Genomic DNA, 19,526 nt, shown 5'->3' on the forward strand with positions numbered 1-19,526 from the left:
TTGTTAAAAAACGGTTATTACAAACTTGAGCTGCTGATGAGAATTGAACTCATGACCTTTTTCAAACGAATTATTTGAAACTGCTCTTCCACTGAGCTACAACACCGTTTTGCGATTCTTTTAATCGAATCAATTTATTGCGTTAATGATTAAGAATGGAAACGTAACGATACTCGCATGTTTTCTCCTGTTGTCAAAAACTTTGAGCTGTTGAAGAGAATTGAACTCTCGACCTCTTCCTTACCAAGGAAGTGCTCTACCCCTGAGCTACAACAGCATGGAAGGAATGTAAATAAATGATAAAATCTCACTGATCTATATCCTCTTTCACTGGTCGCAGACACAAAATCACTTTCGTGTCTTAGAGTGAGCGGGAGACGAGGTTCGAACCCGCGACCTACAGCTTGGAAGGCTGTCGCTCTACCAACTGAGCTACTCCCGCAAATGAATGCTTAATAAATATCTTCTAAAGAACTAATTCCAATCGCTCTCACTACTCCTCTTTCACTTACACAAGTCTGTCGATCACTAAACCCCTTACACAACTTAGTTCCGCCCCTGATAAACAAAAGCGGAACAAATTGATTCTGTGGGCAGGATAGGATTCGAACCTATGAAGTCGAAAGACAGCGGATTTACAGTCCGCCCCATTTGGCCACTCTGGAACCTGCCCAACTTATTTCTTTACTCCAGTTCCAGAAGTTACCTTCGAAACTTTTTTTGGAGCCAGCAGAGGGATTCGAACCCCCGACCCACTGATTACAAATCAGTAGCTCTGGCCAACTGAGCTATGCTGGCATATTATTTTCTTTTTTAACGAGTAAGTTACTGTTTCAAAAGGAGTTGCAAAGTAAGTGAGAATTTTTGAAACCACCAAATCTTTTTCAACTTTTTTTTAGCTTTTTTCTTGAAGCATTCACTTTCTAAAATCGGCTAAAACACCCTACAGGAAAGAACTTTACTACCTTTGCCGACCGTCTTTTTTCGTTCGGGATGGCAAAGGTAGTAAAGCAAATGATATTTCCAAAATTATTTTAAGAAATTAATGAAAATTCTTCTCTTTTTGGCGTTTTACTTGGTTTACAAGCGAGTCAAAGGCTAGATCAAATGACTCTTCGAAGGATTTACTTTCATGTTTTACAAAGAAGTCGTGGCGGGGAATGTGTACTTTGATTTCAGCAATCTTGTCCTTAACCTGGTGCGCTAAATTATCCAACTTGAGAAATACTTCAACACTAACGATACGATCATAAAATGTGGACAGCTTCTGGATTTTCTTATTCACATGATCAATTAATTTTGCGTCAGCATCGAAACGCACTGTTTGAATTTGAACATTCATAGCACAATTTTTTTAAATATTTAACAATCTAAGTTCAAGCACGTAATAAACGTTTCATAGGCGATTTTTGCATGTTAAAGAACTTCATAACTAATTTAGCAAACTTTATCATTCAACAATCAATTTGCTCGCTTTTATTTTGTTAAAATGATGAAAATCACCCTTTCATTTGACGTACGTCAGTTCTTTAAGGGATGCAAAAAAACGCTACAATCCTTTGTAGTCGCCAGTTCTAAACCATTTCTGTTGTTAATTATTCTACGCTTTAGGATGCGCCTTGCTGTGGATCTCTTTTAATCTTGCTACCGTATTATGGGTGTACACCTGGGTAGATGCCAAGCTACTATGGCCTAATAACTCTTTCACGGCGTTTAAATCAGCACCGTTATTCGTTAAATGCGTGGCAAATGTATGCCGTAAAATATGCGGGCTCTTCCGTTCTATGGTTGTTACTTTACTCAATGCGGCCTTTACTGCTCTATAAACGTATTTGGGATATAATTTCTTGCCCTTGTCGTTTACTAATAATATCTCATCGTCGTACTCCGCCAATTCCGCGGCCTTCCTCGCTAAATACTTCTCTATATGCGCCAATAAATTCTCGCTCACCGGTATTATCCGTTCCTTCCGGCCCTTTCCCAACACTTTTACATACCGGTTACTCAAATCAATATTACGCACCTTTAATTCTATCAACTCCGATAATCGTATACCGGTTTGATAAAATATGTCTAATGCCAATTGCTGCGTAGCACCATTAAAATCATTGTTGAAAATTGGTTCGGTGAGGGTTCCATTTTGCTCCAACTTCTCCATACCCTCTTCTTCTACAAATAAAGGGAGGCGTTTGTTTATTTTCGGGGGAATCACTTTCAACATAGGGCTGTTCGACACCAATTTTTGTCGTAACGCATGCTTGAAAAATGATTTAAGCGCGGAGATTTTACGGTTAATAGTACGGGATGTTACCTGCTGCTCGTCTTTCAAATCGGCAGCCATCCACGACCGTACATGCGCATGCTGAATCGCACCTAGGGGAATAGCCCCGTAAGTGCCTTCTATGAAGGTAAAAAATTGGGAAAGATCTTTACGATAGGCCGTAATCGTATGCACCGAGTACCGGCGCTCCAACTGGATATAAGCCAGGAAATCTTCTATGTATTGTATATATGTTGCTGCTGACACAAAAAAATGATGATTGTAAAGTTATTAAAAACCTTACAATCATCACAATATTGTATGAAGATAAACTTAAATCGAAATTAAGCATCAAATTTACCAGAAGCTAATTGCTGCTTGTAAACTGCTTTCAACACTTTCGTACGACGCTTAATTGAAGGTTTCGTAAAAGACTGACGCTCTCTCAATTGCAACAGGATACGTGCTTTTTCGAATTTCTTTTTATATTTCTTCAGCGCTTTGTCGATGTTTTCGCAATCTTTAGAATCGATGATTAACATAATACTCCTTTATTATTTTTTTTAGAGGAGGCAAAGATAACACTTTCCAGGAAAAAACAAAACTCTTTACCCCAATTTTTTATTACTTCTTTCCTGGGTACAAAGTTAAATTATTATTTCACACGACAATACCCGAAATTTGATGCGGAAAATGAACAAACTATGTTTACCGGAATTATTGAATCGCTGGCACGCGTAACCGCCACCAGCCGCGAAGGAAGTAACTTAACCATCACCCTGCAATCCTCCATTACGCACGAACTTAAAATAGATCAAAGTGTAGCCCATAACGGGGTTTGCTTAACAGTGACCGGCATTAAAAACGACGAATACACCGTAGTAGCCGTAGATGAAACCTTGCAAAAAACCAATTTAGCGCAACTCGCAACCGGCGCCATCGTCAACCTCGAAAGAGCGATGCTCCCCACCCAACGCCTCGATGGTCACATGGTACAAGGGCATGTAGACGGGGTTGGAAAATGCATCTCCGTTACCCCGCAAGATGGTAGCTGGGTGTTCCGTATCCAATACCCACGCCAGTTTGCCGCTTTAATCGTAGAAAAAGGCTCTATCTGCCTCAATGGTATCAGCCTCACTGTTTTCGATATTACTGATAATGCGTTTTCAGTAGCCATTATCCCGTATACTTTCGAACACACCACAATGCAATCGCTCAAAGCAGGCGATGCCGTTAACTTAGAATTTGATATATTAGGGAAATATGTAGCACGCCAAATTGCAGCGAACTTGGTGAACCTAGTTCCAGCAAGTGTAGAGCCATAGGCGTTTTTATTCACCCAAACACTGCTTTTACTTTGAAAAATTTCACCCAAAGCCTAAACATTCAGCACCCTATCATCATGGCGCCCATGTTTCTTGTGAGTAATGAAGCCATGGTAAAAGCAGCAATGGACGCCGGTATTGCCGGTACCTTCCCCACGTTGAATTACCGCAACGATGGCGAACTAACAGGCATACTCACTACGCTAAATGAATACCGCGCCACCCACCACTCACCCGGGAACTATGGCGTAAACCTCATTGTGCAAAAAACAAATCCCCTTTATAAAAAACATTTAGCTGCTTGCGTAGCAGCCAAGGTACCGTTGTACATCACTTCGCTGGGCAATCCCCGCGAAGTGATCGACGCGGCCCATAGCTATGGCGCCAAGGTACTGTGTGATGTTACCAATCTCCAACACGCCGAAAAAGCAGCGAAAGAAGGCTGTGATGGCTTTATTGCCGTATGTGCAGGCGCCGGTGGCCATGCAGGCCCCTATCCTATGCACGTACTCGTACCAGCCTTGGAAAAAGCGTTCCCCGGTAAATTACTTGTTGCAGCAGGCGGCATCGCCACCGGCCAACAGTTTGCCAGTGCAGTACTCCTCGGTGCCAAAGGTGTTTCCATAGGTACCCGCTTTATTGCCACCCCCGAAGCCAGCGTAAGCGATGCTTACAAACAAGCGATCGTTTCCAGCGGCATGGAAGATATTGTATTAACAGAACGCCTCTCAGGCACTCCCTGTAATATTATCAATACCCCCACCGCGCAGAAAATCGGGTACAAACAAAACTGGTTCGAAAAACTCTTATCCAATAGCCCCCGCACTAAAAAATACTTCAAAATGCTCGTTCAAGTACGCGGTATGAAAAAGCTCGAACAAGCCGTAAAACCCGGCTCCTATAATCACCTCTGGACAGCCGGCCAAAGTGTAGAAATGGTGCACGATATTCTACCAGTAAGCGAAATCGTGCAACAACTCTTGGAAGAATACAAATCCAGTATCGCCCAACTACCCCCGCAAGCGTAAAATACCAACAGTGGCATTTTGTAACTTTACAATCTATAATTCGCCAAGCTTGGCATGCTTGTAAATGTGCCATAGTTTATCTAATTTGTCGCAAATAGGTATTCAATGGGCTAAAATCGTACAACTCTATGCCTTGTAACCGCCTTTTCACTGCGAAAATTATATGCAAAGCCTTTGACTTCCCTTTAACTTCCCTTTGACTTGCCTTTGAAAAGCCTTTGAAATGCCTTTGACGCTCCTTTAAAAGACTTTGGCCTGCCTTTGAAAGACTTTAACTTGCCTTTAACCGGCTTTAACAAGTAGCCAATTTGTGCCTAAAAGCCAGCATCCCCTGTAATCTCTCAGTAGTTTCTCTGTAATCTCTCTGTAGTTACCCTTGTAACTTCCTGTATTTCCACCAGTTAACACCCAATATCAACCCCATAATTAGTCGACATGTACCCCATCACGCCCCACCTTCCAGTTACCTTCATGCCCATCCTACCCTAGCATGCCCTAAGTAGGCAATTTCCTTACTACCTATACCATACCTTGCTAACTGTCATAATTCCCAATCATTTCACTACCAAACACATAAAACTTTTACTATTTTTCTTCTCGAATTCTTTCTTCCGTAGCGCTCATAAATCTTATTGAATGTCCGATCCTTTAATCCGGCGGCAGGCCCGCCTTGCGCTTAGCGTATTCTTCTTTATTAACGGCCTCTGTTTCGCCAGTTGGGCATCGCGTATTCCCGCTATCCAAGCCCACTTGCATTTAAGTGAAGCTGGGTTAGGAAGCGTATTACTCGCCATTCCTATTGGGTCGGCCGTTTCTTTACCTCTTGCCGGGTGGATTATTACTAAGTTCGGTAGTAGGCCCGTGATGATTTGCGCCGCTATTTTATATGCCAGCCTATTAGCGGTGATTGGCACCACGCAAACAGTATTCGCCCTCGTTTGTACTTTATTCTGCTTCGGGATGATGGGCAACCTTGGCAATATTTCTACCAACACGCAGGCGGTGGGCTTGGAAATCTTGTATGGCAGAACAATTATGTCGTCGTTTCACGCCGTATGGAGCTTGGCAGGGTTAGCCGGTGCAGGTATTGGTATGCTAATGGTGAATTTGCATTGGGAACCGATGCAGCACTTCTTTACAGTGGCCGCTTTCTCTTTCCTATGCATTCTCCTCACTTTCAAGTTCACCCTGCAACAAAGTACCCAGCAAACCTCGAAGCAACCGATTTTTGTGATGCCTGGTAAGCCATTAATTACCCTGGGGATTATCGCTTTCTGCTGTATGATCTGCGAAGGTGCTATGTACGAATGGAGCGGCGTGTATTTCAAGAAGGTGGTCGATTCGCCACCCGGCCTGGTAACCATGGGCTTTACAGCCTTTACTTTTGCTACCACCAGCGGAAGAATAACCGGCGATGCTGTTTCTTTACGTTTAGGGGTACAAAAAACGCTCATATGTAGCGGGTTATTAAGCACATTGGGCTTAGCCATTAGTGTTATCTTCCCGTATATTGGTACGGCAATGCTAGGGTTTTTCTTAGTAGGTTTGGGCGTAGCCAATATCATTCCCATTGTATATAGCCGCGCTGGTAAGTCTACCACTATGCAACCTAGTATGGCCATTGCTGCTGTTACTTCGTTAGGGTTTCTCGGCTTTTTAACGGGGCCACCGCTCATTGGGTTCGTAGCAGCCGCGGTGAACTTACGCTTATCGTTTGCCATTATTGCCCTTATGGGATTGGTGATTGTTTGGATGACCAAACGCAGTATTCGTAACTAAATATTTTCAATCCAAAATACACACCACACGCTATGCAAAAATTACTGGGCCTAGCCCTTTTCACATGTCTCTTTGCTTGCAATAAAGCACAACATCCCGCTACAGAAAAAGGTCCGAAACTCGTTTGGAGTGATGAGTTCGATAAAAACGGTGCACCCGATCCCACGAAGTGGGCTTTCCAAGTAGCTGGCAATGGCTTCGGCAATAACGAATTACAATTCTACACGAATCAAAACGCCTGGGTAGAAAACGGGAAATTGATTATCGAAGCCCGCAAAGAAAAACACGAAAACCGCGAGTATACTTCTGCCAAACTATGGACAAAAAATATCGCCACTTGGCAATATGGTAAAATCCTCGTACGCGCCAAGCTACCTGCTGGTAGAGGTACATGGCCCGCCATTTGGATGTTGCCGAATAAAGACAATATGAAGTGGCCCGACGATGGCGAAATCGACATCATGGAAGCCGTAGGTTACGAACCTGGTAAAGTATACGGCAGCGTTCATACCAAAACGTATAACCACGTTATCAACACCCAAAAAACGGGGATGCAACCAGTGCCTACCTCCGCAACCGGCTTCCACGAATACGGCGTTGAATGGACGAAAGACAGTATCCATTTCAGCGTAGATAAACAAGTGTATTACAAGTTCGGCAACGAGAAAACCGGTAAAAATGAATGGCCGTTCGACGAGAAATTCTATTTAATCTTGAACCTTGCCGTTGGTGGAAACTGGGGCGGGGCCAAAGGTGTAGACGACACTATTTTCCCTGTTCGCATGGAAGTAGATTATGTGCGCGTTTATCAATAGCTTTGATAATATGATACAACGCCTTTGTTTAATGATATTGTTATGCTTACCTGTGTTGACTTTCGGGCAGAAGGTTAAAGTGAAAAGCATCGAAGCTGTGTACGATAGTACCAACATTGTGGAGTTATTCGACTTGGTGAATGTTGGATTTATTTTTCATTATGAAGATGGAAGTAGTATTAAAACAGCTGGATTCTTACACGGCAACATTCGCTGGAAATCTTTACAGGTAAGCCCTAACAACGGTACGTTCAACAACGGTGTGTGGCATGTTAACCGCGCACAATTAATACAAGAAGGATTCAAATCTACCTTCACCATTATTCCTGCCGACGCGCCGCAAGAAAAATTAACCGCCACTATACAGCTGCCAACCCTTACTGCTATTCGATTTAATCATTACACGGATAGTTTGAAAATTGGAATTCACTTCTATTTAAACGTAGAAGGAATTTTTAGCAGCGATAAAATTTTACCATTAGATACCAGCATCATTCGCTTCGAAAGCTCTGCTGGGCGCCTAATTGGGCAAGACCTTCTACTAGCATCGAAAGACGATAGCATCAAATTCATCGATGTACGCGCCACCGTAAAAGCAAATAACAAGCTTACTATTGTAACGGAAATACCAATAAAACAAACCCTTTCAGCCGAAGACTTGCGTGTAAATGCCCCTATTCAAACCGAAACCCCATCACGCAAAAAGAAAAATCAATAAAAAACATCACCTCTCCAAACCCAATACCACAAACACTTTCAAGCAATTCACCAACAATACTTTTCAAAAAACTTTCGTAAAAACAACAGAATAAATTTGTTCGTTTCCTTTATTCTCTTACCTTTGCACCCGGCAAGTCTTATACGACCAGCTCCTACTGAACTCCCCCAGGACAGGAATGTAGCAAGGGTAGGTGGTTGTAGCGGTGCGATATAAGTAACTTGCCTTTTTTTATGCAATAAATTGTCGCATAGATTTCCTCCCCTCTCCCCGCAAACTTTCTTTTTACTTACATTTGACTAAGATTTAATTGCAAAACACCGCACTATTTATCACATTTGCAGTGATACAATTGCTTGTTACAAACAACACATAATTGACATATGAAATTCTTTATTGACACCGCAAATCTTGCACAGATTAAAGAAGCGCACGAATTGGGTATCCTCGACGGCGTAACCACGAACCCATCGCTAATGGCGAAAGAAGGTATCAGTGGTGCAGACAATATTGCTAAACACTACCAAGATATCTGCGATATCGTAGATGGCCCTGTAAGTGCAGAAGTATTATCTACCGATTTTGCCGGCATTATCGAGGAAGGTCAAAAATTAAAAGCCCTTCACCCAAACATCGTGGTGAAAGTTCCGATGATTAAAGACGGTATCAAGGCGATCAAATGGTTTTCTGAAAACAACATTAAAACCAACTGTACATTAGTATTCTCTGCCGGTCAAGCTATCTTGGCTGCTAAAGCAGGTGCTACTTACGTGTCGCCGTTTATTGGTCGTATCGATGATAGCAACTGGGATGGTGTTGATTTGATCGCTCAAATCGCGCACATCTATGGCGTGCAACAATTCGAAGCAAAAACTAAAATCTTGGCCGCTTCTATCCGTACACCTTTACACATTGTGAAATGTGCTGAAGCCGGTGCAGATGTAGTTACTTGCCCATTGAGTTCTATCTTAGGTTTGTTGAAACACCCGTTGACTGACCTCGGTTTGGCGCAGTTCTTAGAAGACGCTAAAAAATTGTAATATATACTAGCTAAGATCTTTCAACGATCCCACTGTGCGAACTTGTGCAGTGGGATTTTTTATTTTCCGCAACCAAGGCGGCTCCTCCAATGTTAAACTTTGGATTACATGTTGGTTGTTCAAAATATTTACTAACTTACTACCTCGTTTAGCGATGTACCACGTTATCGAATATAACTAATAAGCCAACAAAACACTAGATCTCATCACCATACATCAAACGGCATGGAAGACAAGTATATCATGGCCCTGGACCAGGGAACAACCAGCTCGCGCGCTATCATTTTCGATCATAATGGTCAAGTTGTAGCAGTTGCACAGAAGGAATTCAAACAACATTTTCCCAAACCAGGATGGGTAGAACACGATCCCATGGAAATTTGGAGCTCACAAGCAGGTGTAACGGCCGAAGTAATCACGAAGGCACGCATCCAAGGCGACCAAATTGCTGCCATTGGTATTACCAATCAACGTGAAACAACGATTGTATGGGATAGAAAAACAGGCAAACCATTACACAACGCCATCGTATGGCAAGATCGTAGAACAGCAGGTTTTTGCGATCAACTCCGTAAAGAAGGTTATGCCGATAAAATAAAAGCCAAAACAGGCTTAATCCTCGACGCTTACTTCTCTGGTACCAAAATCAAATGGATCTTAGATAACGTAGCAGGCGCCCGTGAAAAAGCCCAAAACGGCGAACTAGCTTTCGGTACCGTAGATAGCTGGCTCGTGTGGAACTTCACCCGCGGCCAAGTGCATGTAACCGATGTAAGCAATGCTTCTCGCACCATGCTCTACAACATCCACGATCTACAATGGGATCATGAACTCCTCGAACTGCTCGATATTCCAGTATCTATGATGCCGGAAGTAAAATCCAGCAGCGAATTATATGGCCATACTGTGGCCACCGTTACACCATACACGATTCCTATTGCAGGCATCGCGGGCGACCAGCAAGCTGCTTTATTCGGGCAAATGTGTATCGAACCCGGCATGGTGAAAAACACGTACGGTACAGGCTGTTTCATGATGATGAACACCGGCACCCGCGTAACCAGTTCCGACAATAACCTATTAAGCACCATTGCTTGGAAAATTGGCGATACCACGCATTATGCACTCGAAGGTAGCATCTTCATCGGGGGCGCAGTAGTACAATGGTTGCGCGATGGCTTGGGTATTATTCGTCATTCTGCCGACGTAGAAAAATTAGCCGCCAGCGTAAACGATACCGATGGTGTGTACATGGTGCCCGCCTTCGCTGGCCTAGGCGCACCTTATTGGAACCAAGATGCGCGTGGTACCATGGTAGGCCTAACACGCGGCTCTTCTGCCGGTCATATTGCACGTGCATCCCTCGATAGCATTGCTTACCAAACCATGGATGTATTGAATGCCATGAAAGCAGATGCCGGTATTGAAATCAAGGAATTACGTGTAGATGGTGGCGCTACTGCTAACAACTATTTAATGCAGTTCCAAGCCGATATGATGCAAGCCCATGTAATTCGCCCGAAAATTACCGAAACAACCGCGCTGGGTGCCGCTTACTTAGCCGGCCTCGCCGTGGGATATTGGAAAGATATAGACACCATTAAACAGCAGTGGCTCGTAGATAAAGTATTTGAACCAAGTATGACCGACGAGGAGCGTACACCTTATATCAAAGGTTGGAAACGCGCTATCCGCGCTGCACAAGCTTGGACAAAAGAAGACTAATCACCACACTCATCATTACCTATACTACCAAATTTAATCGCACTTAGCGTATGTCACCATTTATCGCAGAATTAATCGGCACCGCCCTCGTTGTTATACTTGGCGACGGCGTAGTAGCCAACGTTATATTAAACAAATCGAAAGGCCAAAACGGCGGCTGGATGGTTATTACCATGGGTTGGGCCATGGCCGTGTTTGTAGGCGTTTTTGTAACAGGCAGATTTGGCGGGGCACACCTGAACCCAGCTGTTAGTATTGCCTTAGCCACCGCGGGTAAATTCGAATGGGCATTAGTGCCTATGTACATTGCCGCGCAAATGCTAGGCGCTATTTTAGGTGCTGTTATCGTGTACCTCGTGTACCGCGATCATTTCGATGCTACGCCCGATGCAGATACTAAGCTCGGCGTATTTTGTACGGCGCCTGCTATCCGCAAAAAGGGGAATAACTTGCTCACCGAAATCATCGGCACCTTTGTATTAATACTCGGGGTATTATATATCGCTGCTCCCGGCGTTGGTTTAGGAGCCTTGGAAGCATTACCGGTTGCCTTTTTAGTATTGGCATTAGGGCTTTCTTTGGGTGGCCCTACCGGCTACGCTATTAACCCGGCTAGGGATCTCGGGCCACGTATTGCGCACTTCCTTTTACCCATTAAAGGTAAACGCGATAGCGACTGGGGATACGCATGGGTACCCGTTATAGGGCCTATTGTCGGGGCGCTCATCGCCACGTTTGTGTATATGAGTATGCAATAACTTTTTTATATAAATACTGTTAGAAGAGAGGAGTAAAAAAAGCGCCCAATTTTAACAGTATTTTTTTCTTTCAAAACTTTCATTCTTTTCTGAAAGTTTCGTACTTTTGATAAATAATTGCACGGCATACGATTTGCCGCTCAATAAGAATAGCATATTTGGTTCGAACCTATTTTATACCCTATTCGGAAACATGATCGAGGTTTATAAAAAAAGTCACGATGGTACAGCCCAATATTCCAAGTACAAAGCTGCCACGCATTGTTATCGTAGGCGGCGGTTTTGCCGGTATTAATTTAGCCAAGGCATTGAAAAATGCACCTGTTCAAGTGGTGTTGCTAGATCGTAATAATTACCATCTATTCCAACCGCTACTTTACCAAGTAGCTACTGCAGGTCTCGAACCAGATAGTATTGCCTTTCCATTAAGAGGTATTTTCAAAAAGTATAAAAACCTGCACTTCCGCATGGCCGAAGTGCGCTCAGTTGATACCGCCAACAATACGCTCGATACCGGTATCGGCGAAATTAAGTACGATTACCTCGTGCTTTGTAATGGTACCAACACCAACTTCTTCGGCAACGAAGAAATTGCACAACACGCCATTGGTATGAAATCACTCATAGAGGCAGTGCAAATCCGGAACTACGTGTTGAAACAATTTGAAGAAAGCTTGTTGTTCACCGACCCGGAAGTAATTAAATCTAAACTCAATTTCGTGATGGTAGGCGGCGGCCCTACAGGTGTAGAACTCGCCGGCGCTTTCGCAGAATTGAAGAAATATATTTTACCGAAAGACTATGCCGAGCTACCCATTCAATACATGAATGTGTATTTGATTGAAGCAGGGCCGCGTGTATTAGCCGGTATGACGGAAAAGTCATCCGAACGTACTAAAGAAGCTTTGGAAAAACTAGGTGTGCATGTATTAACCGGCATTGGTGTAAAAGCCTACGACGGTCAAACCGTTACCCTCAGCGATGGCCAAGCAATTCGCACCCAATCTTTAATTTGGGCAGCGGGTGTAAAAGGCTTCCCCATTGAAGGTTTACAAAAAGAAGTGTTGCTGCCGAATGGGAGAATATTAGTAGACGATAAGAACTTGGTACAAGGCACTAGCAACATCTACGCGGTGGGCGACTTAGCACAAATGACCAACGATGAACGCTTCCCGAAAGGTTACCCGCAAGTAGCACAAGTAGCTATGCAACAAGGTAAAAACGTAGGACAAAACTTTAAGCGTTTATTGAATAAAGAACCGCTGAAGCCATTTAAATACAAAGATCTCGGTAGTATGGCTACCATCGGTAGAAACCATGCCGTAAGCGAGTTCGCCGGTTTAAAATTATACGGTTATATCGCTTGGATTGCATGGATGGTGGTGCACTTACTGAACCTCATGGGATTCCGAAATAAAATGGTCACCGTAATGAACTGGGTTTACCGCTACTTCACATACGATATGGGCACGCGTATCATTATCAAACGTGGTGCAGCCAACATCGTGAAGTTAAGGCAAACGGTAACAGATATCGACCCTGTAGATCCAGCGAAAAAGCAGTTACCTGCATAATTAAGAAACAGTTTTTGGTGTTATAAAAAAACGGTTCATCTTCTTGCGAGTTTGAACCGTTTTCTGTTATAAGTTAAGTAGGTGAATGAACTACCTTCTATCTATCAAAGTATTCAAAGTTAATCTTCCCACTAACTCATCTGCCCTGCCACCCAATGCACGGAAATAAACAAGTATCGTGTAGTTATTTTCGGTTTCCCAACTATCCCCTTCTGTTATTTCCATCGATAAACCGGTATTATTAAACCTATCTACCGTACCATACATATAGTTGTAATATCCTTGCTTCAAGAACAAGTTGCCTTCATATGCTTTTGTTTGCGCATTATACGTTAGCTTATTCCTAACATCATATTCGTACCCTGTTAACTCGCCGTACAAATACATATCAAACCCAGCTAATGGCTCGGGTGATGGGTACGAGAAATGCACGAGTGCATAATCGCCTTGTGTACTTGGATCGGTACCATCTAAGGTACCTGGGAAATATTGACCGTTAATATCTTTCAAGTAGAAATACCGCGTATTAGATCGTTCCGCATCGGGCATCACCCAAATATCGGTACCATTCCGGCGGTAATCTGATTTCTGCACACGTTCTGTTTGTAAACGGAAGCTGCGTAAATCAACCCAACGCCACTCTTTACTCCCGGGGAATAAACAATCATTCTCGGCATTATATTCAATTATAGTGCCTTTGAGGAACATGGGTTTTAAATTGCGAATGGCATTGTCCCAACGGTTATTTTGCAAGATCACGATCTTCACTTGGTCGAAAGGGTTATTCACATTCAACATCTGCGTATTAACGGCGAAGTTTACTTTTTGATGTGTTTTGAAGAACTTCGGGTTAACGGGTTGGGAAATGAAACCGGTTACACCTGCGCGGTTATCTACCACCAGTAAGCGCTTTGTAAAAGCTAATTTCGATGTATCACCATCGAGGTATACTTTCAACAAGTAGTTACCTGATTTGCGCGGGTAACAATTCTGGCCCGGTAATTCTATCCTGTAATGTGTATAACGTTGGAAACTGACGCTGGAAAATTGGTAATCACGGATCGGTACTTCTGCAAATCCACGCAAATAATCCACTTGGTTCACTTGTGCCACCGACCAATCGGCATTACACAACACCAAGGTGTAGAAGTAGCTCTTTACATCATTGTCTAAATCATCGAAATTCAACTCTACCTTCTCCGAACCATTTAATGAAATAATGGGGTAGGTTAAATAATCGCCCACTAAATTCAACTTAACCGTGCGTATGTTCGGCATGTAAATATGCTCGGGTGTAATACCGCTTTGCGCCCAACTAGTGTTAGACACCAGCAAAACAATGGCAACGAATAGGTTGTAAACGAATGGTTTTCCTGTCCTCATAGTATACATAATAATAAACTTTAAGGTACAATTATTTACGGAATCAGCGCATCTCGAAGCGCTTGTTTGGAATACTATTAAAAATTTTAGTTAGGTTTGAAGCTTGGTAAATCATCTTGCATGAAGGTATCTTTTTTCTTGGGTAGGCGTATTGCGTTCAACAAATCCTCATCATTCTCTAAGTTCATTATCCGCATTGCGATTATCGCAACTGCTATTAGCGTAGCGGTGATGATTTTGTCGACAGCGCTCATCAACGGGTTCCAACAAACCATCCAAGATAAAATCTTCAGCTTCTGGGGACATATTCACATTAACAAGTATCAACCCAATGCAGGCCCCCTTACCGAGCAAGCCCCTTTTGCCGCCGATCCCAAGCTGGTAAAAAGTATTTTAGCCACGCCCGGTGTAAAATCGATCAACGAGTTCGCAACGAAATCGGTTATAGTTAAAACACCTACGGAGATCGAAGGTTTGATTTACAAAGGATTGGATAAAAATTTCCACCTCAATAATTGGCAACGCTTCATCATAGAAGGTAAATTTATCCAGTTCAACGATTCTACTTATTCCAGCGACGTACTTATTTCACAATACCTCGCCAACCGCTTACAATTAAAGCTAAACGATAAAGTAATTGTGTACTTCATCCAAGGCGCCGGCCAAGCCCCCCGTGCTAGGAAGTTGAACATTAGCGGAATTTATAAAACCGGTATTGAAGAATACGATAAAACCTACATGGTGGGCGATATTAACCTAGTACGCCGCCTGAACGATTGGCATGAAGATGATATCGGTGGGTACGAAATCTTCATCAATAACTACAAACAAATTGATACGATCGCTTACAGCCTAATAGACGATATCCCGGAAGACTTAGGTATTCGCCGGATGCAAGACATTTACCCGAACATATTCGACTGGTTGGATTTACAGCATAAAAACGAAATCATTATACTTGTTATCATGGCCATAGTAGCCGTTATTAACATGATTACAGCCATACTTATCCTCATTCTCGAACGTACGAATATGATCGGGATTTTGAAGGCACTGGGTATGCGCAATCGTTCTATCCAAACCATTTTCCTATACCAAGCGGGCTATATAGTACTGTTAGGTATTGTAATTGGGAACTTATTGGGATTGGGATTAGCCTTCCTACAATTACAAACCGGTTTCTTCAAACTTCCCGAAGAAACATATTACATGTCGGTGGCACCGATCGATATTGAATGGTGGAAAGTAATAGCCATTAATGTTGGTACCTTGCTGGTTTGTATGCTTATTATAAGCATACCGGCACTGATCATTCGTAGGATTGTACCGGTAAAAGCCATTCAATTCAAATAATTACAAGAGTAATCGTCCGCAGATAATGCCCGTGGCCACAGCCGCATTCAACGACTCGGCATGCCCTATACGCGGGATGGTGATTTGGTGTGTGCAGTATTGTAGCAAGTCATCACTTAAACCCTTCGACTCGTTACCAATAAGAATAACACCTTCCTTGATAGGGTCGAATAAAGTGATATTTTGTCCATGTAACGTAGCCGCATACACGGGAATAGATGTATTGGTTTGAAAAAGTGCGGCCAAATCTGCTTCCAACACGGGAATACGGGCATAGCTGCCCATCGTAGCTTGGATGGTTTTGGCATTATAAGGATCAACACTACCGGGCGAGCAAATTACTTGTGCCACGCCGAACCAATCTGCAATGCGAATAATAGTACCTAAGTTACCGGGATCTTGCAAAGTTTCCACGGCAATGGTTACCCGGTTTGCCAACTCGATATTTTCGGAGCGGGCAGGCATATTCACCAAGGCAATAGCTTGGTTGGGTGTTGTAAGAGAAGAAATTGATTTTAATTCCGTTTCTGTAACTTCATGTAATTGCGCGGCCGGGTATTGGTGAATGGCGGTGCTGTGTTGAGAGAGCCATTGAGTAGTAGCATATACCGCGGTAACTAGTTGTGGTTGGGTAAGCACGATTTCGAGCACAATCTTATCGCCTTCGGCTATAAACTGGCCAAATTTTTGACGGTATTTTTTGTGCTGTAATGCGTGAATATATTTAATTTGCGCCTTTGATAACATGGGGTCAAACCTACATGAAATACTTCATTTGGCCAAGGAACCCCGTCCTACGACAGTGCAAAACAAGTTATAACCAATTTAGATAATACTATTAGCAAGTGAAGAATCAGCCGTACTTCGCCTTTTCATCATACATAAAAATTCTCTTGCTGGTAGTGGCCTGTAGCACGCTGTTCAGTTGCTCCAACACAAAATACTTGAAAGATGGACAATCACTTTACGTTGCTAACCAGTTCGACGTAAAAGGTGAGTTAACGACTGCCGAGAAACAAGATCTTCGTAGCGCACTTTCCTCCAAATCATTAGCCATACAACAACCGCAAAATAAATTCCTCGGTACCCGTTTAAAAGTTTGGTTATACAACCAGAAATATAACGAGAACAAATCCAACTGGTTCTGGAACGCCGTGCTATCGCCCAAAAACTTAGCAGAACCCGTTATTTACGATTCTACAAGAATCGCCGAATCTGTAATACGCATGAGAAGCTACTTGGAAAACCAAGGCTACTTTTATGCCACCGTGGATTATAGCGTCAATACAAAAAGAAAGAAAACAGAAGTCGATTACAACGTTAATACCGGTAAAAGCTTCATCATCGATACGGTAACTTACAACATTCCCAATCCCGATATTGCGCGCATAGTAGAAAGTAGCAATAAACTATCGTTGGTGAAAAAAAACATCCCGTATAAAGGCGAAACCCTTAGTGCCGAACGCGACCGCCTCATGCGCGTTATTCGCGACTCGGGCTATTACAAGTTTAACCGGGATTATATCTCTTTTGTACTCGATACCGTAAATAAATCTTTGCTCCGCAACTCCATTAACCCATTCGATGGCTTATTCGAAATTTTCAACACGAATAAACGCATCGAAAAACCAACGATGGATGTGGAAGTAAACGTTGAACCCGCCCCGGAAGATACTTTAAACGAAGGCGAGAAGCTATACTACGTAAACAAAGTATACGTGTATCCCGATTATAGCTTAACAGGACAAACCGTAAGCGATTCGGCCCTTAGTGAAGAAGTACGCAAGTACTTCACCATGCGTTACCACCAAGATATTATCCGGCCCCGGGTATTGGCCTCGGCCATTCTTATACGGCCTGGTGACAAATATTCCATTCAAAATTATACAGGTACCATCAACAAGCTGTACGACTTAAACGTATGGCAGTTCGTAAACCTGCAGTATATCGAAACACCAGGCACGAAAGATAGCTTGGATGCTTACATCTACCTCACCCCGAAGAAGAAAAAAGAGCTGGGGCTCAACTTCGAGGTAACCACCAGCTCCGATTATTTCATTGGTAGCGGTTTCAACATTAACCACCGCCACGTAAACCTTAACCGGGCAGCGAACCAGTTGCAAATACAAGCGAAAGCAGGTGTTGAATTAGTACGCAACGTTGGTCATTTCGATGTACAATCCATCGAGTATGGCATTAATACAGCCGTTACGCTGCCGCGATTTGTGACCCCGTTCTTCCACATTCGGCAAGGTAACCGGTTGATGGCCAAAACGAGAATCGGCGCCGGTGTGAACTACCTCCGACGGGTAGATAAATTCGATATCACGAACATTTCTGGTTCATTCGGTTACGAATGGGCGCAATCGCTAAATAAACGTTGGCAGCTAACGCCGTTCAACTTAACGTACGTAGGGGTGAAATTAAACCCGAACTTTAAAGCAACGGTAGTAGATAGCAGTCCTTACTTGAAACGCAGCTTCGAACCAGCTTTTATTGGTGGTGAACAGTTCTCATTTATTTATAGCAATAACGACGTATTCCATAAAAGGCAGAACTCTTATTTTAGAGTCAGTGCAGAAGAAGCGGGAGCTTGGTTAAAGGGTATTAATAGTTTGTGGTATGACATCAGTGGTAAGAAGCAGAACTTAGAAACCTTAACAGGCGTAAAAATTTCCCAGTTTGTACGCTTGGAAACGGAGTTTAAGCACTATTGGAATTACTTTAAATCGAACGTAGCCACGCGCTTTTATATGGGGGTGGGTATACCATATGGCTCATCGGATGTATTACCTTACATCAGGCAATTTACGGCCGGTGGCCCTAATAGTATACGTGCCTTTAGGTTACGTACACTTGGCCCGGGTAGCTATGTAGATACTTCCGCTACGGCGCAACAATTCCCTGATCAAACGGGTGATATGAAATTGGAAGGTAATGTAGAGTATCGATTCAACTTGTTGCGGATGTTTGGTGGGTCGATGTATGTACGGGGTGCTACCTTCTTGGATTTTGGTAACATTTGGATGTTGAAAACGGATACGACCCGCCCGGGAGCAGCCTTTGAGTTTAAGAACTTGTACAAAGATTTAGCCATTGGTACGGGTGTTGGGCTTCGTTTGGATTTCTCATTCTTCTTAGTGCGCCTGGATTGGGGTATTCCACTAAAGAAACCTTATTCACCTACTAACCCAAGCGGCTGGTACATCAAAGATTGGGAGTTAAATAACGCCACTTGGAGAAGGAATAACATCATCTGGAACATCGCTATCGGCTATCCTTTCTAATACTTAAAAATCAACATATGTTACTAAGCCATCCCTATCCTTTTTCTATGGTATGATATAAACAAAGCCTATCTTCCCCCTATCTCTACCCTATCTTTAGCCTATCCTTTGCCTATCTCAAGCCTATCTCGACCCTATCTAAAGCCTATCCCCACCCTATCCCCCTCCTTTATAAAAACTGCATAATCAATTACTTAGGAAATTTCGAGTTAAATCCACTCTCTACAACTAATTCATTTATAAAGCCTTATCAATTTTTCACCTACAAAAACCATCCTCTTAGGGCTAAATGCGACTAACGGCCATAATAATCCCCAGCACCTCATATGTCAACATCCTACTTAATCATCTTTGCAGCCCCATATCAACCTCCAATCTCCTACACCCACTTAATACTTAATTCAACCTCAAAAAGCCTTATTTCGCCTTAAAATGGAAAATATAACGACAAAGTGTAACATTTCACCGACCAAAACGCTTT

General features: G+C 43.0%; 16 protein-coding genes, 4 tRNA genes, 1 other RNA gene and 1 pseudogene. 12 read left to right on the top strand and 10 right to left on the bottom strand.

The genetic code is table 11. The annotated features are described in order from the left end of the window. Positions 1–28: 28 nt before the first annotated feature. The 8 genes and pseudogenes from LX64_RS21020 to rpsU all read right to left on the bottom strand — a co-directional run bounded on the left by LX64_RS21020 (position 29) and on the right by rpsU (position 2,802). A pseudogene (locus tag LX64_RS21020) lies at positions 29–106 on the bottom strand. A 99-nt stretch (positions 107–205) separates the two neighbouring features. Then, positions 206–277 (bottom strand) — tRNA-Thr (locus tag LX64_RS21025). Positions 278–369: 92 nt separating this feature from the next. Continuing rightward, positions 370–442: transfer RNA gene (locus LX64_RS21030), tRNA-Gly, on the bottom strand. A gap of 148 nt (positions 443–590) precedes the next feature. After that, positions 591–673 (bottom strand) — tRNA-Tyr (locus LX64_RS21035). 48 nt (positions 674–721) lie between these two features. After that, positions 722–798 (bottom strand) — tRNA-Thr (locus tag LX64_RS21040). A gap of 244 nt (positions 799–1,042) precedes the next feature. After that, a complete protein-coding gene (locus LX64_RS21045) occupies positions 1,043–1,342 on the bottom strand; it encodes an HPF/RaiA family ribosome-associated protein (protein WP_111599679.1) in 300 nt (99 codons plus the stop codon). Between the two features lie 258 nt (positions 1,343–1,600). After that, a complete protein-coding gene (locus LX64_RS21050; protein WP_111599680.1) occupies positions 1,601–2,527 on the bottom strand; it encodes a tyrosine-type recombinase/integrase in 927 nt (308 codons plus the stop codon). Positions 2,528–2,604: 77 nt separating this feature from the next. Beyond that, complete coding sequence (rpsU, locus tag LX64_RS21055; protein ID WP_111599681.1) at positions 2,605–2,802, bottom strand: 30S ribosomal protein S21; 198 nt, start codon at positions 2,800–2,802, stop codon at positions 2,605–2,607. Between the two features lie 162 nt (positions 2,803–2,964). Here rpsU and LX64_RS21060 point away from each other — a divergent pair, with 162 nt between their 5' ends. The 10 genes from LX64_RS21060 to LX64_RS21105 all read left to right on the top strand — a co-directional run bounded on the left by LX64_RS21060 (position 2,965) and on the right by LX64_RS21105 (position 13,022). Further along, positions 2,965–3,585: a riboflavin synthase gene (locus LX64_RS21060; protein ID WP_111599682.1), complete on the top strand. Its 621-nt coding sequence runs from the start codon at positions 2,965–2,967 to the stop codon at positions 3,583–3,585. Between the two features lie 32 nt (positions 3,586–3,617). Beyond that, positions 3,618–4,613: an NAD(P)H-dependent flavin oxidoreductase gene (locus LX64_RS21065; protein ID WP_245952765.1), complete on the top strand. Its 996-nt coding sequence runs from the start codon at positions 3,618–3,620 to the stop codon at positions 4,611–4,613. A gap of 636 nt (positions 4,614–5,249) precedes the next feature. Beyond that, entirely contained in the window at positions 5,250–6,392 is a 1,143-nt protein-coding gene (locus tag LX64_RS21070; protein WP_111599683.1) for an MFS transporter, read from the top strand. A gap of 32 nt (positions 6,393–6,424) precedes the next feature. Beyond that, on the top strand, positions 6,425–7,207 hold the full coding sequence (locus LX64_RS21075; RefSeq protein WP_111599684.1) for a glycoside hydrolase family 16 protein: 783 nt from the start codon (positions 6,425–6,427) through the stop codon (positions 7,205–7,207). Between the two features lie 10 nt (positions 7,208–7,217). Beyond that, the gene (locus tag LX64_RS21080; protein ID WP_158538701.1) at positions 7,218–7,925 is read left to right on the top strand and encodes a hypothetical protein; all 708 of its coding nucleotides are present in this window, start codon (positions 7,218–7,220) and stop codon (positions 7,923–7,925) included. Positions 7,926–8,055: 130 nt separating this feature from the next. Next, positions 8,056–8,155: signal recognition particle sRNA small type (gene ffs / locus LX64_RS21085), an RNA gene on the top strand. A 153-nt stretch (positions 8,156–8,308) separates the two neighbouring features. After that, on the top strand, positions 8,309–8,965 hold the full coding sequence (gene fsa, locus LX64_RS21090; protein ID WP_111599686.1) for a fructose-6-phosphate aldolase: 657 nt from the start codon (positions 8,309–8,311) through the stop codon (positions 8,963–8,965). 225 nt (positions 8,966–9,190) lie between these two features. Then, positions 9,191–10,690, top strand: coding sequence for a glycerol kinase GlpK (gene glpK / locus LX64_RS21095; protein ID WP_111599687.1), 1,500 nt, complete (start codon positions 9,191–9,193; stop codon positions 10,688–10,690). A 50-nt stretch (positions 10,691–10,740) separates the two neighbouring features. After that, positions 10,741–11,448 carry an MIP/aquaporin family protein gene (locus tag LX64_RS21100; protein ID WP_111599688.1) on the top strand — a complete coding sequence of 236 codons (708 nt, stop codon included), beginning with the start codon at positions 10,741–10,743 and terminating at the stop codon, positions 11,446–11,448. Between the two features lie 221 nt (positions 11,449–11,669). Next, positions 11,670–13,022, top strand: a complete 1,353-nt coding sequence (locus LX64_RS21105) for an NAD(P)/FAD-dependent oxidoreductase (protein ID WP_111599689.1) — start codon at positions 11,670–11,672, stop codon at positions 13,020–13,022. A 90-nt stretch (positions 13,023–13,112) separates the two neighbouring features. Here LX64_RS21105 and LX64_RS21110 read toward each other — a convergent pair whose 3' ends face one another. Beyond that, a complete protein-coding gene (locus tag LX64_RS21110; RefSeq protein WP_111599690.1) occupies positions 13,113–14,405 on the bottom strand; it encodes a type IX secretion system plug protein in 1,293 nt (430 codons plus the stop codon). Positions 14,406–14,525: 120 nt separating this feature from the next. On the opposite strand from LX64_RS21110, the gene LX64_RS21115 reads away from it, so the two are divergent. Further along, positions 14,526–15,758: an ABC transporter permease gene (locus LX64_RS21115; RefSeq protein WP_111599691.1), complete on the top strand. Its 1,233-nt coding sequence runs from the start codon at positions 14,526–14,528 to the stop codon at positions 15,756–15,758. Here the strand turns inward: LX64_RS21115 and LX64_RS21120 are convergent, their stop codons facing one another. After that, complete coding sequence (locus LX64_RS21120; RefSeq protein WP_111599692.1) at positions 15,759–16,505, bottom strand: TrmH family RNA methyltransferase; 747 nt, start codon at positions 16,503–16,505, stop codon at positions 15,759–15,761. It abuts the gene before it with no gap. 98 nt (positions 16,506–16,603) lie between these two features. On the opposite strand from LX64_RS21120, the gene tamL reads away from it, so the two are divergent. Next, entirely contained in the window at positions 16,604–19,045 is a 2,442-nt protein-coding gene (tamL, locus tag LX64_RS21125; protein ID WP_111599693.1) for a translocation and assembly module lipoprotein TamL, read from the top strand. Positions 19,046–19,526: the final 481 nt, after the last annotated feature.

The sequence above is a fragment of the Chitinophaga skermanii genome (genome assembly GCF_003259335.1).
In the GTDB taxonomy this organism is placed as follows: domain Bacteria; phylum Bacteroidota; class Bacteroidia; order Chitinophagales; family Chitinophagaceae; genus Chitinophaga; species Chitinophaga skermanii.

Excerpts from the sequence above, each read along its gene's own strand:
- LX64_RS21045 (WP_111599679.1), bottom strand. The coding sequence starts at position 1,342 with ATGAATGTTCAAATTCAAACAGTGCGTTTCGATGCTGACGCAAAATTA.
- rpsU (WP_111599681.1), bottom strand. The coding sequence starts at position 2,802 with ATGTTAATCATCGATTCTAAAGATTGCGAAAACATCGACAAAGCGCTG.
- LX64_RS21060 (WP_111599682.1), top strand. The coding sequence starts at position 2,965 with ATGTTTACCGGAATTATTGAATCGCTGGCACGCGTAACCGCCACCAGC.
- LX64_RS21070 (WP_111599683.1), top strand. The coding sequence starts at position 5,250 with ATGTCCGATCCTTTAATCCGGCGGCAGGCCCGCCTTGCGCTTAGCGTA.
- LX64_RS21075 (WP_111599684.1), top strand. The coding sequence starts at position 6,425 with ATGCAAAAATTACTGGGCCTAGCCCTTTTCACATGTCTCTTTGCTTGC.
- LX64_RS21080 (WP_158538701.1), top strand. The coding sequence starts at position 7,218 with ATGATACAACGCCTTTGTTTAATGATATTGTTATGCTTACCTGTGTTG.
- fsa (WP_111599686.1), top strand. The coding sequence starts at position 8,309 with ATGAAATTCTTTATTGACACCGCAAATCTTGCACAGATTAAAGAAGCG.
- glpK (WP_111599687.1), top strand. The coding sequence starts at position 9,191 with ATGGAAGACAAGTATATCATGGCCCTGGACCAGGGAACAACCAGCTCG.
- LX64_RS21100 (WP_111599688.1), top strand. The coding sequence starts at position 10,741 with ATGTCACCATTTATCGCAGAATTAATCGGCACCGCCCTCGTTGTTATA.
- LX64_RS21105 (WP_111599689.1), top strand. The coding sequence starts at position 11,670 with ATGGTACAGCCCAATATTCCAAGTACAAAGCTGCCACGCATTGTTATC.
- LX64_RS21110 (WP_111599690.1), bottom strand. The coding sequence starts at position 14,405 with ATGAGGACAGGAAAACCATTCGTTTACAACCTATTCGTTGCCATTGTT.
- LX64_RS21115 (WP_111599691.1), top strand. The coding sequence starts at position 14,526 with ATGAAGGTATCTTTTTTCTTGGGTAGGCGTATTGCGTTCAACAAATCC.
- LX64_RS21120 (WP_111599692.1), bottom strand. The coding sequence starts at position 16,505 with ATGTTATCAAAGGCGCAAATTAAATATATTCACGCATTACAGCACAAA.